This window comes from Trinickia sp. Y13 (assembly GCF_029522115.1).
Lineage (GTDB): Bacteria > Pseudomonadota > Gammaproteobacteria > Burkholderiales > Burkholderiaceae > Trinickia.
Genome location: NZ_JAKWFK010000002.1, coordinates 18,468 through 31,583, shown reverse-complemented (window position 1 = coordinate 31,583; position 13,116 = coordinate 18,468). Strand labels below are relative to the sequence as shown.

Genomic DNA, 13,116 nt, shown 5'->3' with positions numbered 1-13,116 from the left:
CCTGTGCAGGCGGGCGTCGGCCTGCCTGCTAATGGGACGGGCGCTCCGGGAGCGGGATCCATTCGGTTTCGCCCGGAACCTTGCCCATCGTTTGCGCAGCCCAAGCTTGTTTCGCGCTTGCAATTTTTTCTCGGGAACTCGCGACAAAATTCCAGTCGATGAAGCGCTCGCCCTCTAGCGGCGCGCCGCCGAGCAGCATCACCGTCGCACCCGCGCGGCTCGAGAGCGTGACGGTCTCGCCGGGGACGAGCACGGCCATGTGGGTGGCGGCGAGCGGCTCGCCGTCGATCGCGAGGTCGCCGTCGACGAGATAGACGCCGCGCTCTTCGTGTTCGGGCTCGAGCGCCACTGCGCCGTCGGGGGAAAAGCTCGCGGCGACGTACAGCGTGGGTGAAAAAGTGCGGGTTGGCGCCTGCGCGCCGAATGCGCTGCCCGCAATGACGGTCAACGCGACGCCGTTGCGTTCGAGTTGCGGCAACGTGGCCGCCGCGTGATGCTCGAATGCCGGTTCCGCGTCTTCGTCGGCGAGCGGCAGTGCGACCCAGGTCTGGATGCCGTGCAGGACCTGCCCGCGCGCGCGCGCTTCGTCGGGCGTGCGCTCGGAGTGGACGATGCCGCGGCCGGCCGTCATCCAATTGACGTCGCCCGGCGTGATTTTTTGCACGGAGCCGACGCTGTCGCGATGAAGCATCGCGCCTTCGAACAGATACGTGACGGTTGCGAGGCCAATGTGCGGGTGCGGCCGCACGTCGACGCCGGTGCCGGGCGCATAGCGCGCAGGGCCCATATGGTCGAAGAAGATGAACGGGCCGACGAGCCGGGCGGCGAGCGCCGGTAGAACGCGGCGAACCGTGAGGCTGCCGATGTCGCGCATCGACGGCTTGAGAATGGCTTTGACGGATGACGGCAAGGCGCGCTCCTTAGATCGGCGGATCATTGTACTGCGGGCGGCGCCTGCGCTCGGCGTGTTCGAGCGGCCCAGCGTGCGGCGGGCCGAGCACAGCGCCGCGCGCCCATCGCGCGCCGTCACGCCATCCGATTCTTGGCGAGCGGCGGGTTAGCCGCGAAGTAACGTTTGATGCCCTTCAGGATCGCGCTCGCCATCTCCGTGCGATAGCCGTCGTCATTTAAGCGAGCCTCTTCCTCGGGATTGCTGATGAACGCTGTTTCGACGAGGATCGACGGAATATCGGGCGCTTTGAGCACGGCAAAGCCCGCTTGCTCGACCGAGCCCTTGTGCAGCTTGTTGATCTCGCCCACTTCCTTGAGCACGAACGAGCCGTAGCGCAGGGAGTCGCGAATCTGGGCGGTCGTCGACATGTCGAACAACGCGCGGTTCACGGATTCGTCCGCCGTCTTGACGTTGATGCCGCCGATCAGGTCGGACGAATTCTCCTTGTTGGCCATCCAGCGCGCCGCGGCGCTCGACGCGCCGTGCTCGGACAGCGCAAATACCGACGAGCCGCGCGCTTGAGGCGTCGTGAAGGCGTCGGCGTGGATCGAGACGAACAGGTCCGCGCCGACGCGCCGCGCCTTTTGCACGCGCACTTGCAGCGGCACGAAGAAGTCGGCGTCGCGAGTCATCATCGCGCGCATGTTCGGCTGGGCATCGATCATCGCGCGCAATTTCTTGGCGATGTCGAGCGCCACGTGCTTCTCGTACGTGCCGGCGCTGCCGATCGCGCCCGGGTCTTCGCCGCCATGTCCCGGATCGACGGCGACGGTCAACAGCCGTACGGTCTTGCCGGTTTTCGGCGTAGTGAAGGTGTAGGTGTCGCCGTCGGCTAGGCCGTCGCTGCCGGAATTGCTGCCTTCGGGCTTGTGCTGCGCGAAGGTGGGCGGCTGTGCGGCGGGCTTTGCCGGCTTGCGCGCGTTACCGGCGGCGCCGTTCGCGCTTGGGCGGGAAGGACCCGGCGCGCCCGGCGGCGTGCTTTGCGCATAGCGCTCGAAGAAGGCTTCGCTGTTGTCCGTCGCTGCGGGCGGCGGGGCGGTGGGGCCGGCGAGCGGGGCAGGCGCCGGCTGCAGCGCGTTTTGGCTACGCTCATTCTGGTTCAAGCGCTTTTCTTTGCGTTCGGTTTCCGCCAGCAATTCCATCAGCGGATCGGGCGCGACGGCTGGATACAAATCGAGGACCAAACGGTAGCGATAGGCGCCGACGGGCGGCAGCGAGAAAACTTGCGGCTTGACCGAACCCTTCAGATCGAATACGAGGCGCACGACGTGCGGCTGGAATTGGCCCACGCGCACGGCGCGAAGCTGCGGATCGTTCGGCGTGATCTTCGACACGAGATCGCGCAGCGCCTGATCGAGATCGAGACCGTCCAGATCGACGACGAGGCGGTCGGGCCCTTGCAACAACTGTTGCGTGGATTGGAGCGGCTGGTCCGACTCGATCGTCACGCGCGTGTAATCTCGCGCGGGCCAGACGCGCACGCCCAGCACCGAGCTGGCCAGCGCCGAGCGCGCGAGACCGAGCGACGTGGCGAGCCCGACGATGAGCGTGGACGCGCCCGCGCGCAGCATTTGGCGGCGGCGCCAATTATGCGTGGCCGTCGCGGCCGATTCGATCGATCTAAACGGCTTGATCAACATCTTTCGAGACATGCTTTTCCTGATTCGCTGTACGCGCGTGCGTCGAGCAGGCGCCGCTCGTCGTCGAGCGTATCGAGCGCGAAGACCAGATCGGGCGTAGCGAGCAGCGCGCCCGCCTTTTGCGGCCATTCGACGAGGCAAATCGCACCTCGATCGAAGTATTCGCGAAAACCGGCGTCGGCCCATTCCGCCGGATCGGCGAAGCGGTAGAGGTCGAAATGAAACACTTCGAGCGAGCCGCCTTCGCTTGGTTCGCGCCCGAGCGTGTAGGGCTCGACGAGCGTGTAAGTGGGACTGCGCACGCGGCCCGAATGGCCGAGCCCTGCCAAGATGGCGCGCACGAGCGTGGTCTTGCCGGCGCCCAAATCGCCGAGCAACTGCACGTGCAGGCCGGTGAAGCCCGGTGTTCGGCGCACCTGATCGATGGCATGCGCGAAGCGCTCGCCGAATGCGTCGGTGGCCGCGAGGCGATCGAGCGTGAAGCGGCGCTCGAGAAGCACTTTCGCGTGGGGAACAAGCGACGGATCGGGCGAGACGGGCATTCTCGTAAAATAGCGGGATGAAACGAAGTTCCGAACAGGCCGGCGCCGGCGCGTGCCATGCGGCCGGCCCTGCTACCCCGCCCCTCGACGATGCCGCTTTGGCTGCGCTTGCCGCGCGCATCAAGGCATGGGGCCGCGAACTCGGGTTCGGCGCCGTCGGAATTAGCGACACCGATCTTTCCGAAGCGGAAGCGGCGCTTGCCGCTTGGCTCGAGGCGGGTTGCCACGGCGAAATGGATTATATGGCCAAACATGGCGCCAAACGCGCGCGGCCGGCCGAGCTTGTGGCCGGTACGCGACGGGTCATCACCGCCCGGATGGCCTATATGCCCGCGGCGACGCTCGCGACGGCCGCGCCTGAAAGCACATCGTCAGCTGCGCTGGGCGGCGCGAAGCGCGATTGGCGCGCGCGCGAGTTGGCGCGTTTGGCCGATCCGTCGGCGGCCGTGGTCTCGGTTTACGCCCGCGGCCGCGATTACCACAAGGTGCTGCGTCAGCGTCTGCAGCAATTGGCCGAGCGCATCGAGGGCGAGGCCGGCGCGTACGGCTATCGCGTTTTCACCGATTCGGCGCCGGTGCTTGAAGTCGCGCTGGCGCAAAAGGCCGGCATCGGTTGGCGCGGCAAGCACACGCTGCTGCTCGAGCGCGACGCGGGTTCGCTGTTCTTTCTCGGCGAAATCTACGTCGACATTCCATTGCCGACCGATGCGCAGAACGCGCCCGAGCGCGCGACGCGCGAGGCCGGCGCCCATTGCGGGCAGTGCACGCGTTGTATCGACGCCTGCCCGACAGGCGCGATCGTCGGGCCGTTTCGCGTCGACGCGCGCCGTTGCATCTCGTATCTGACGATCGAGCTCAAGGGCAGCATCCCCGAGCCGCTGCGTCCGCTGATCGGCAATCGCATCTATGGCTGCGACGATTGTCAGCTCGTGTGCCCGTGGAACAAGTTTGCTCATGCTGCGCCCGTCGACGATTTCGACGTGCGTCATGGGCTCGATCGAGCGCGGCTCGTCGATCTGTTCGCGTGGAGCGCCGAAGCGTTCGACGAACGCATGCAAGGTAGCGCGATCCGGCGCATCGGCCACGAGCAATGGCTGCGCAATTTGGCGGTGGCGATGGGCAACGCGCTGCGCGGCGCAATCGATGAGGCCGAAAGAGCGCGCATCGTCGCGGCGTTGCGCGCGCGAGCCGACGACCCATCGCCGCTCGTGCGCGAGCACGTGCAATGGGCGCTGCAAGCGGCGTAAGCTTGTGCCCGTTACCGGAGAGAATCGATGTACAACGCTGTCGTGATCGCACCGTTCGGCAAGGTCGGCGTGCAAGTGGACGCCACGGCTGGCTTTGTGCGCGAGATCGTCTATCTGGACGATTCGATTCCGGCATCGGCGCCTGATTCCGCGCTGGCCGAGCGGGCCGCGCTGCAGATCGAGCGCTATCTCGCAGATCCTACCGCGCCGTTCGAGTTGCCGCTCGCCGATGTCGGCACGCCGTTTCAACGGCGCGTGTGGCAAGCGATGTGCGAAATTCCCCTCGGCAGCGTCCTCACCTATGGCGCGCTGGCGCGGCAGATCGGCGGCGTGCCGCGCGCGGTGGGGCAAGCGTGCGGCGACAATCCGTTTCCGCTCGTGATTCCGTGTCACCGCGTCGTGGGCGCGAATGGACTTGGCGGGTTCTCGCATCACGGCGGCGATGGTTTCTACCCGCGCGTCAAGCGCTGGCTGCTCATGCACGAGAGCAATCAACTCGCGCTTGCCCTATGAGCGAGACGAACGCGCCGCCGCCCGTGGCTCCGCTCGATGTTCTGGAGACGTCCAAGGGCGCCGCATCGCCCGGCCAGATGCCGCCCGATGCCGCGACGCTCACGCTGCAGTCCGGCAACCAGCGCTCGATCGACGCCTTCTCCGACGCGCTATGGCTCGAGCACGGGCTTGCACGCAACACCCTCGACGCCTATGGGCGCGATCTTCGGCTCTTCGCCGATTGGCTCGCGCGCACGCACGGCGTCGGCATCGATGCGGCCGCCGAGGGGCACGTCAATGGCTACCTCGCGGCGCGCAGCGACGGCAAGACGACTTCGGCCAACCGCCGTCTTTCCGTTTTTCGCCGCTACTACGCGTGGGCGCTGCGCGAGCATCGCGTGACGAACGATCCGACCATGCGGATTCGATCGGCGAAGCAAGCGCCGCGTTTTCCGTCGACGTTGACCGAAGCGCAGGTCGAAGCGCTGCTGGCCGCGCCCGACGTCGAGACGGCGCTGGGCCTGCGCGACCGCACGATGCTCGAACTCATGTATGCAAGCGGCCTGCGCGTGAGCGAGCTCGTGTTGCTCAAAACCGTCGAAGTGGGCTTGAACGAAGGCGTCGTGCGCGTCATGGGCAAGGGCTCGAAGGAGCGGCTCGTGCCGTTCGGCGAAGTGGCCCACGGCTGGATCACGCGCTACCTGCGGGAGGGGCGGCCCGCATTGATGGCCGCGCGCGCGGCCGACGCGCTGTTCGTGACCGCCCGCGGCGAAGGCATGACGCGCCAGCAATTCTGGAACATCATCAAGCGGCATGCGCGCGCGGCCGATGTCCGAACGCCGCTGTCCCCGCATACGCTGCGCCATGCGTTCGCGACGCACCTCATCAATCACGGGGCCGATTTACGCGTGGTGCAGCTGCTGCTCGGCCATGCCGATATTTCGACGACGCAAATCTATACGCACGTCGCGCGCGAGCGCTTGAAGACGCTGCATGCAATCCATCACCCGCGCGGTTGAGCCGATCGCGTTCGCCCTGGCGCGATGCCCCGGCCGCGACGTGAAATCACGGCGCGGTTGCGCTTACAATGCGCCGATGAGCAAAAGCAAACATATCTCGGAGACCCAGGCGACGCAGTTCTTGCGGCGCCATGACGTGAGTTTCGGCGAGCACCCGTACGATTACGTCGAGCACGGCGGCACGGCCGAATCGGCGCGTCAGCTCGGCGTGGACGAGCACCTCGTCGTGAAGACGCTCGTCATGGAAGACGAGCACGGAAAACCGCTCATCGTCCTCATGCACGGCGATCGCACGGTGTCGACCAAGAACCTCGCGCGGCAAATCGGCGCGAAGCGCGTCGAGCCGTGCAAGCCCGAGGTCGCCAATCGCCATTCGGGTTATCTCGTCGGCGGCACGTCGCCGTTCGGCACGAAGAAGACGATGCCGGTCTACGTCGAATCGAGCATTCTCGAACTCGATTCGATCTATCTGAATGGCGGACGCCGCGGCTACCTCGTCAGTCTCGCGCCCTCGGTGCTGACCGCGTTGCTCGATGCGCGCCCGGTGCAGTGCGCAAGCAGCGAATGAACCGTGCGCCGCGAGCCGCGTAGAATGAGCCGCCCGCGCGTTTACCGGGCGATGCCCGCCCAATCGAAAGAGTGTCGTTTATGCAAATGTTGATCGCTACCGTTGCTGCATATCTGATCGGATCGATCTCGTTCGCCGTGATCGTCAGCGCCGCCATGGGGCTCGCCGATCCGCGGTCCTACGGATCGAAGAACCCCGGCGCCACGAACGTCCTGCGCAGCGGCAACAAGGCTGCCGCCATCCTCACGCTGCTCGGCGACGCGTTCAAAGGCTGGTTGGCCGTTTGGCTCGTGGCCCGCTTCGGCCCGCGCTATGGCTTGGACGACACGGCCGTGGCGTTAGCCGCGATCGCCGTCTTTCTCGGGCATCTATATCCCGTCTTTTTCAAGTTCAAGGGCGGCAAGGGCGTGGCCACCGCTGCCGGCGTGCTGCTTGCCATCCACCCGGTGCTCGGCCTTTCGACCGTGCTGACCTGGCTCATCATCGCGTTCTTCTTTCGGTATTCGTCGTTCGCCGCGATCGTCGCCGCCGTCTTTGCGCCGCTGTTCGACCTATTCCTATTCGGCCCCAATCGCATCGCTTGGGCCGTGTTCGCCATGAGCGCGCTGCTGCTGTGGCGCCATCGCGCCAACATCGCCAAGCTGATCGCCGGCACCGAAAGCCGGATCGGAGAAAAGAAGGCGACGGCCGGCGCCAAGCACGATAGCGCCGGCGCCCACGCGCGCAAGCATTGAGAGCTGCGCGGGCGCGCCGTGCACGCGCAGGCTGAACGCGTCAGTCGCGGAAGTTGTTGAAGTCGAGCGGCGTATCGGTCACGTCCTTGCGCAGCATGGCGATGACGCTTTGCAGATCGTCTCGCTTGGTGCCCGTCACGCGCACGGCGTCGCCTTGAATGCTGGCCTGCACTTTGATCTTGCTGTCTTTGACCAGCTTGACGATTTTCTTCGCGAGATCGCCCGAGACGCCCTTCTTGATGGTGACGACCTGCTTGACCTTGTCGCCGCCGATCTTCTCGATCTTGCCGTAATCGAGAAAGCGCACATCGACGTTGCGTTTGGCCATCTTCGATAGCACCACGTCTTTGACTTGGCCGAGCTTGAAGTCGTCATCGGCGAACATCGTCAGTTCGCGCTCCTTTTGCTCGACTCGCGCGTCCGATCCTTTGAAATCGAAGCGCGTGGAGATTTCCTTGTTGGATTGCTCGATCGCATTCTTGACCTCGATCATATTGGCTTCGCAGACGACATCGAACGACGGCATATTCGTTTCTCCAGACTGTGGGTGGGACGGCAGTGCAACGCATGAAGCGCCAACGGCCGCCGCAATGGCTTGCATGAGCGCGGCGCCGTGGCACGGCGCGCACTCGCTATAATCACGACCGACCGCCATTTTACCGACGCCTTTCTTCCGAGAAAACGCCGGACGGGCGTCGCGCAGCGACATGCATCGCATTGTGCGACGGTTTGTCCGGCTGCACACGCAAGCGCGCCCCTGCCGATGTCCGTTTCCGATACCGTACCGCCTCTTTTGTCCCACTATTCCCTACGCGGGCACAACACGTTCGGTCTCGAGGCGTTTGCGCGCTGGTTCTGCCGCATCGAATCGCCCGAGCAGTTCGCGGCCGTCTTGCGCGACCCGCGCGTGACGGGTCTACCGCATCTGGTGCTGGGCGGAGGCAGCAACGTCGTTCTCACGCGCGATTTCGAGGGCGTTGCGATGCTCGTCTGCCTTGCGGGCAAACGTCTCGTGCGCGAAGACGATCAAGCTTGGTACGTCGAAGCCGCCGCGGGGGAAAACTGGCACGAGTTCGTTGCATGGACGCTCGCGCAGGGGCTGCCGGGCCTCGAAAACCTCGCGCTGATCCCCGGGACGGTGGGGGCGGCGCCGGTTCAAAACATCGGCGCCTACGGGCTCGAGATGGCCGAGCGCTTCGCCTCGCTGCGCGTCGTGGAACTGGCGACGGGCGAAACCCGCGAACTCGATGCGGCGCAATGCCGTTTCGGCTATCGCGATAGTTTTTTCAAGCGGGAAGGGCGCGGGCGCTTTGCGATCACCTCGGTTACATTCCGCTTGCCGAAGGCGTGGGCGCCCCGCGCGGAGTACGCCGACGTCGCACGTGCACTTCAAGCGAGCGGCGCGCAAGCGTCGCCGCAAGCGATTTTCGATGCGGTGGTGGCGGTGCGCCGCGCGAAATTGCCCGATCCTGCCCAGCTCGGCAATGCAGGCAGCTTCTTCAAGAATCCGGTTGTCGACGCGCAGATGTTCGAAGCGCTGCATGCGCGCGAGCCGCAAATCGTATCCTATCGGCAAGCCGACGGGCGCTTCAAATTGGCGGCCGGCTGGCTCATCGATCGCTGCGGTTGGAAGGGGCGGGCGATCGGCGCGGCGGCAGTGCACGAGCGGCAAGCGCTCGTGCTCGTGAACCGCGGCGGCGCGACGGGGGCGCAAGTGCTTGCGCTCGCGCAAGCCATCCAGGAAGACGTTCGCGCGCGTTTCGGGGTTTGCCTCGAAGCCGAGCCCGTGGTGATTTGAACCGCGGAGCAACGCAAGCCGCTCGGGCCCGCCGAGCCCGTCAGTGGTTGAGCTTGCCGAGCAGCAAGAACTCCATCAGCGCTTTTTGAACGTGCAGCCGGTTCTCGGCTTCGTCCCATACGACGCTTTGCGGCCCATCGATGACTTCGGCGCTGACTTCCTCGCCGCGGTGCGCGGGCAGGCAGTGCATGAACAGGGCGTCGGCTTGCGCGCGTCCCATCATGTCGGCATCGACGCACCATTGCGCGAACGCGGCTTTGCGCGCCTCGTTCTCGGCTTCGAAACCCATGCTGGTCCAAACGTCGGTGGTGACGAGGTCGGCCCCTTCGCATGCGACGTTCGGATCCTCGAATTCCTCGTAGGCCGACTCGGTTTCCGGCGCCACGAGCGCCGGGTCGAGCTTATAGCCGGCCGGGGTCGACACGCGCAGCTTGAAGCCGAGAATGTGCGCCGCTTCGATCCACGTGTAGAGCATGTTGTTGGCGTCGCCGACCCAGGCCACAGTCTTGCCGGCGATGGGGCCGCGGTGCTCGTAGAACGTGAAAATATCGGCAAGGACCTGGCACGGATGGTATTCGTTCGTCAGTCCGTTGATGACGGGCACGCGCGAATTCTCGGCAAAGCGGCGCAGGATGTCTTGCCCGAAGGTGCGGATCATGATGATGTCGACCATGCGCGAGATCACCTGGGCGGCGTCCTCGATCGGTTCGCCGCGACCGAGCTGGGTATCGCGCGTGCTCATGAACACGGCGTGGCCCCCGAGCTGGAAAATGCCGGCTTCGAAGGACAGGCGCGTGCGCGTCGAGTGCTTCTCGAAAATCATCGCGAGCGTGCGGTCGTGCAGCGGATGATAGGTTTCGTAGTTCTTGAACTTGCGTTTCAGGATGCGCGCACGCTCTAGCACGTACTCGTAGTCGTCCCGAGAAAAGTCGTTGAACTGCAGGTAGTGACGGATTTGTTTGGCGGCCATGAAAACAAATACGGCGGGCTTGACCCGGTGCGCCGGCACCGGACGGCGCCGCCGTCGGATGTGGTAACTCCATGCAGCATAAAGGATTTTTTTCCGTTTGACGAGCCGCCAGGGCGCGCGCCGTGGCGCTGCCCCGTTTGTGTGCAGTGCGGCAAAGACCCGCTGGAGTGATATAATTGATGAGTTTTCCCAAGCCCGGCGGGCAGGCTTCGGGCAAGTCTCATGGGTTTCTTACATGGCCGAAGCATCCCACACTGAATACTTCATTCAAGGCATCACGAAGAACGGAAAGAAGTTCCGTCCAAGTGATTGGTCCGAGCGTCTCGCAGGCGTCATGTCCTGCTACGGCCCGGGCGCCCAAGGTCCCAACGCGCGGTTGCAGTACTCGCGCTACGTTCGTCCCATCCTTCTTGGCGATCTAAAGTGTGTCATCGTCGATTCGCGTCTGCGCGATATCGAGCCGATGGCGTTCGACTTCGTCATGAACTTCGCGAAAGACAACGATCTGGTCGTGACCGAGGCGTGCGAGCTGCCCGACGATCACGGGGCGTCTCGCCGGAGATAGGCCGAAAGAGCGGCCGCTTCCTGTTCGAGCAGAGATCGAATCTGCCGGGTGCGTCGCCGCACCGAACATGCATCGCTCGAACATTAATACGCAAAAAGGCCCGCAGTTCTGAACTGCGGGCCTTTTTGCTGATGGGTGCTATTGCGGCGGGCGCGCCCGATGGACGTTCCGCACACGAAGCGAGGCGTCGCGCGCCTCGCTCATCGCATCCTTACTGTGCGGCGGCGGCTTGCAGACCCTTGATGGCTGCTGCCAGGCGGCTCTTATGACGAGCGGCCTTGTTCTTATGAACGATCTTCTTGTCGGCGATGATGTCCATCGTCTTGGCCGACGCGCGGAAGAGTTCCGCTGCCTTGGCTTGATCGCCGGCGTCGATCGCCTTGCGAACGGCCTTGAGCGCCGTGCGGTACTTCGAGCGCAGCGCCGAGTTGTGCGAGTTCGCCTTGGCGGCCTGACGGGCGCGCTTGCGTGCTTGTGCGGAGTTAGCCATGAGAGTTCCTTGTCCTGTACTGTTTCGGCGCCCGGCCGGTAGGCCGATCGAGTGCCGCTTTTTGGTCCATACCCCTGGAAGCGATTGCCCAGAGGCGCAAAAAACATCGGCGTAGCGTGTTGACGGTTTTCGCGAATTGCCGCGAACAACGCACGCGCCTAGTTACTGCGCGACACCGCTCGCCGCGGGTCCTTAGCCGGCCTTTCGGGCGGCAACCTGGGCCGGCTGAAAACGAGAAAAAGCCGGCTGGCGACCGAGGTCGAGCTTCGAAACGCGCGAGTATAGCAACAAAATCAGGTACATGGCAAGCGCGAGGGGAATCGCGCTTGCTTGCAACCCGCCGCCGCTTTGCCGGTCGAAACGCCCGGATCTGTGATTGGCCGGGCCGCTTGCGCCCACGGTGCGCCGCCCGCAAGCGGCGCTCCCCGTGACGCGCGCACGTGCGCGCGCCGATGTCTCGACCCCCGCCGGCACGGCGGCGACGTGGCTCGCTGGCTTCCGATATCCGTGTGGCCGAGCCGCGGGTGTCCGTATAATGAGCGCCCCATGAATCTATTCCGAGCCCTGCTGACGGTCAGCGGCTTCACGCTGCTCTCGCGCGTGACCGGTCTGGCCCGCGAAACGCTGATTGCGCGCGCGTTCGGCGCCAGCCAATTCACCGACGCATTTTACGTCGCCTTTCGCATTCCGAACCTGCTGCGGCGCTTGTCCGCGGAAGGGGCGTTCTCGCAAGCTTTCGTGCCGATCCTTGCCGAGTTCAAGAATAGCCAAGGGCACGATGCCACCAAAGCGCTCGTCGATGCCATGTCGACGGTCCTTGCTTGGGCGCTCGCGCTCGTCTCGGTGCTTGGCGTGCTCGGCGCGTCGTGGGTCGTCTACGTGGTCGCCTCGGGTCTGCGCGAGGACGGGCAGGCTTTCGTGCTTGCGACGTCGATGACGCGCATCATGTTTCCCTACATCATCTTCATTTCGTTGACCACGCTCGCCTCCGGCGTGCTCAACACGTACGGCAGCTTTTCATTGCCGGCGTTCGCGCCGGTGCTGCTCAACCTCGTGTTCATCGTCGCGGCCGTTTTCGTCGCGCCCCATATGAAGGTGCCCGTGCTCGCCCTTGCATGGGCGGTGATCGTCGGCGGTCTGCTGCAGTTTCTCGTGCAACTGCCTGCGCTCGGCAAAATCGACATGGCCCCACGCATCGGGTTCAATCCGATCGCGGCGCTCGCGCATCGCGGCGTCAAGCGTGTGCTGCTGAAGATGGTGCCGGCCACGTTCGCGGTGTCGGTCGCCCAACTGAGCCTCATCATCAACACGAATATCGCGTCGCGCTTGGGGCCGGGCGCCGTCTCGTGGATCAACTACGCCGATCGGCTCATGGAGTTTCCGACGGCCTTGCTCGGCGTCGCACTCGGCACGATCTTGCTGCCGAGCCTGTCGAAGGCGCACGTCGACCAAGATCCGCACGAATATTCGTCGCTGCTCGATTGGGGTTTGCGAGTGACGTTCCTGCTTGCTGTGCCGAGCGCGCTCGCGCTGTTCATATTCGCCGAACCGCTCACCGCGACCCTCTTCAATTACGGGCACTTCGACGGCCGCTCCGTCGTGATGGTGGCGCGCGCGCTGACGGCCTACGGCGTCGGTTTGATCGGACTCATCCTGATCAAGATTCTCGCGCCGGGCTTTTATGCCAAGCAGGACATCAAGACGCCCGTGAAGATCGGCATCGCCGTGCTGGTCGTCACACAGCTGTCGAACTACGTGTTCGTGCCGGTGTTCGCCCATGCCGGATTGACGCTCAGCGTCGGGCTCGGCGCTTGCGTCAATGCATCGTTGTTGTTCGTGGGATTGCGTCGGCGCGGCATCTATACGCCGTCGAGCGGCTGGCTGCGCTTTTTCGTGCAGTTGGCCGGCGCCTCGTTGATGCTCGCGGGCGCCATGCATTGGTGCGCGATCAATTTCGACTGGATTGGGCTGCACGCGCGCCCCGTCGCGCGCATTGCGTTGCTCGCGGCGTGTATCGTGCTGTTCGCCGCGCTATATTTCAGTATGCTCTGGCTGATGGGCTTCAAATACGCGTACTTCAGAAGGCGTGCCAAGTGACG

The 13,116-nt window shown here is 64.7% G+C and carries 14 protein-coding genes; 8 read left to right on the top strand and 6 right to left on the bottom strand.

Translation table 11 applies throughout. The features are described 5' to 3' along the window. Positions 1–28: 28 nt before the first annotated feature. The 3 genes from MMB74_RS03215 to tsaE form a co-directional block, all read right to left on the bottom strand. On the bottom strand, positions 29–910 hold the full coding sequence (locus tag MMB74_RS03215; RefSeq protein WP_277427168.1) for a pirin family protein: 882 nt from the start codon (positions 908–910) through the stop codon (positions 29–31). Positions 911–1,026: 116 nt separating this feature from the next. Then, a complete protein-coding gene (locus MMB74_RS03210) occupies positions 1,027–2,604 on the bottom strand; it encodes an N-acetylmuramoyl-L-alanine amidase (protein ID WP_277427167.1) in 1,578 nt (525 codons plus the stop codon). Continuing rightward, entirely contained in the window at positions 2,586–3,134 is a 549-nt protein-coding gene (gene tsaE, locus MMB74_RS03205; RefSeq protein ID WP_277427166.1) for a tRNA (adenosine(37)-N6)-threonylcarbamoyltransferase complex ATPase subunit type 1 TsaE, read from the bottom strand. Before tsaE ends, MMB74_RS03210 begins: the two co-directional genes overlap by 19 nt. Positions 3,135–3,151: 17 nt before the next feature. Between tsaE and queG the strand changes: the two genes are divergently transcribed. The 5 genes from queG (at position 3,152) to plsY (ending at position 7,194) form a co-directional block, all read left to right on the top strand. Next, positions 3,152–4,381 (top strand): tRNA epoxyqueuosine(34) reductase QueG, encoded by a 1,230-nt coding sequence (queG, locus tag MMB74_RS03200; RefSeq protein ID WP_277427165.1) that lies wholly within the window; start codon positions 3,152–3,154, stop codon positions 4,379–4,381. A gap of 27 nt (positions 4,382–4,408) precedes the next feature. Beyond that, positions 4,409–4,894 (top strand): methylated-DNA--[protein]-cysteine S-methyltransferase, encoded by a 486-nt coding sequence (locus tag MMB74_RS03195; protein ID WP_277427164.1) that lies wholly within the window; start codon positions 4,409–4,411, stop codon positions 4,892–4,894. A gap of 77 nt (positions 4,895–4,971) precedes the next feature. Beyond that, complete coding sequence (gene xerD / locus MMB74_RS03190; RefSeq protein ID WP_277427704.1) at positions 4,972–5,892, top strand: site-specific tyrosine recombinase XerD; 921 nt, start codon at positions 4,972–4,974, stop codon at positions 5,890–5,892. 76 nt (positions 5,893–5,968) lie between these two features. Then, positions 5,969–6,460, top strand: coding sequence for a Cys-tRNA(Pro) deacylase (ybaK, locus tag MMB74_RS03185; RefSeq protein ID WP_277427163.1), 492 nt, complete (start codon positions 5,969–5,971; stop codon positions 6,458–6,460). Positions 6,461–6,540: 80 nt separating this feature from the next. Further along, a complete protein-coding gene (gene plsY / locus MMB74_RS03180) occupies positions 6,541–7,194 on the top strand; it encodes a glycerol-3-phosphate 1-O-acyltransferase PlsY (RefSeq protein ID WP_277427162.1) in 654 nt (217 codons plus the stop codon). A 40-nt stretch (positions 7,195–7,234) separates the two neighbouring features. Here the strand turns inward: plsY and MMB74_RS03175 are convergent, their stop codons facing one another. Next, complete coding sequence (locus MMB74_RS03175; RefSeq protein ID WP_277427161.1) at positions 7,235–7,720, bottom strand: YajQ family cyclic di-GMP-binding protein; 486 nt, start codon at positions 7,718–7,720, stop codon at positions 7,235–7,237. Between the two features lie 237 nt (positions 7,721–7,957). Here MMB74_RS03175 and murB point away from each other — a divergent pair, with 237 nt between their 5' ends. After that, complete coding sequence (murB, locus tag MMB74_RS03170) at positions 7,958–8,992, top strand: UDP-N-acetylmuramate dehydrogenase (RefSeq protein WP_277427160.1); 1,035 nt, start codon at positions 7,958–7,960, stop codon at positions 8,990–8,992. Between the two features lie 40 nt (positions 8,993–9,032). On the opposite strand, the gene argF is transcribed toward murB, so the two are convergent. Next, complete coding sequence (gene argF, locus MMB74_RS03165) at positions 9,033–9,962, bottom strand: ornithine carbamoyltransferase (RefSeq protein ID WP_277427159.1); 930 nt, start codon at positions 9,960–9,962, stop codon at positions 9,033–9,035. A 235-nt stretch (positions 9,963–10,197) separates the two neighbouring features. On the opposite strand from argF, the gene MMB74_RS03160 reads away from it, so the two are divergent. After that, the gene (locus MMB74_RS03160) at positions 10,198–10,527 is read left to right on the top strand and encodes a DUF3579 domain-containing protein (protein WP_277427158.1); all 330 of its coding nucleotides are present in this window, start codon (positions 10,198–10,200) and stop codon (positions 10,525–10,527) included. Positions 10,528–10,738: 211 nt separating this feature from the next. On the opposite strand, the gene rpsT is transcribed toward MMB74_RS03160, so the two are convergent. Then, on the bottom strand, positions 10,739–11,017 hold the full coding sequence (gene rpsT, locus MMB74_RS03155; protein WP_277427157.1) for a 30S ribosomal protein S20: 279 nt from the start codon (positions 11,015–11,017) through the stop codon (positions 10,739–10,741). Positions 11,018–11,563: 546 nt separating this feature from the next. Between rpsT and murJ the strand changes: the two genes are divergently transcribed. Next, positions 11,564–13,114, top strand: coding sequence for a murein biosynthesis integral membrane protein MurJ (murJ, locus tag MMB74_RS03150; RefSeq protein WP_277427156.1), 1,551 nt, complete (start codon positions 11,564–11,566; stop codon positions 13,112–13,114). The last annotated feature ends 2 nt before the right edge of the window (positions 13,115–13,116 follow it).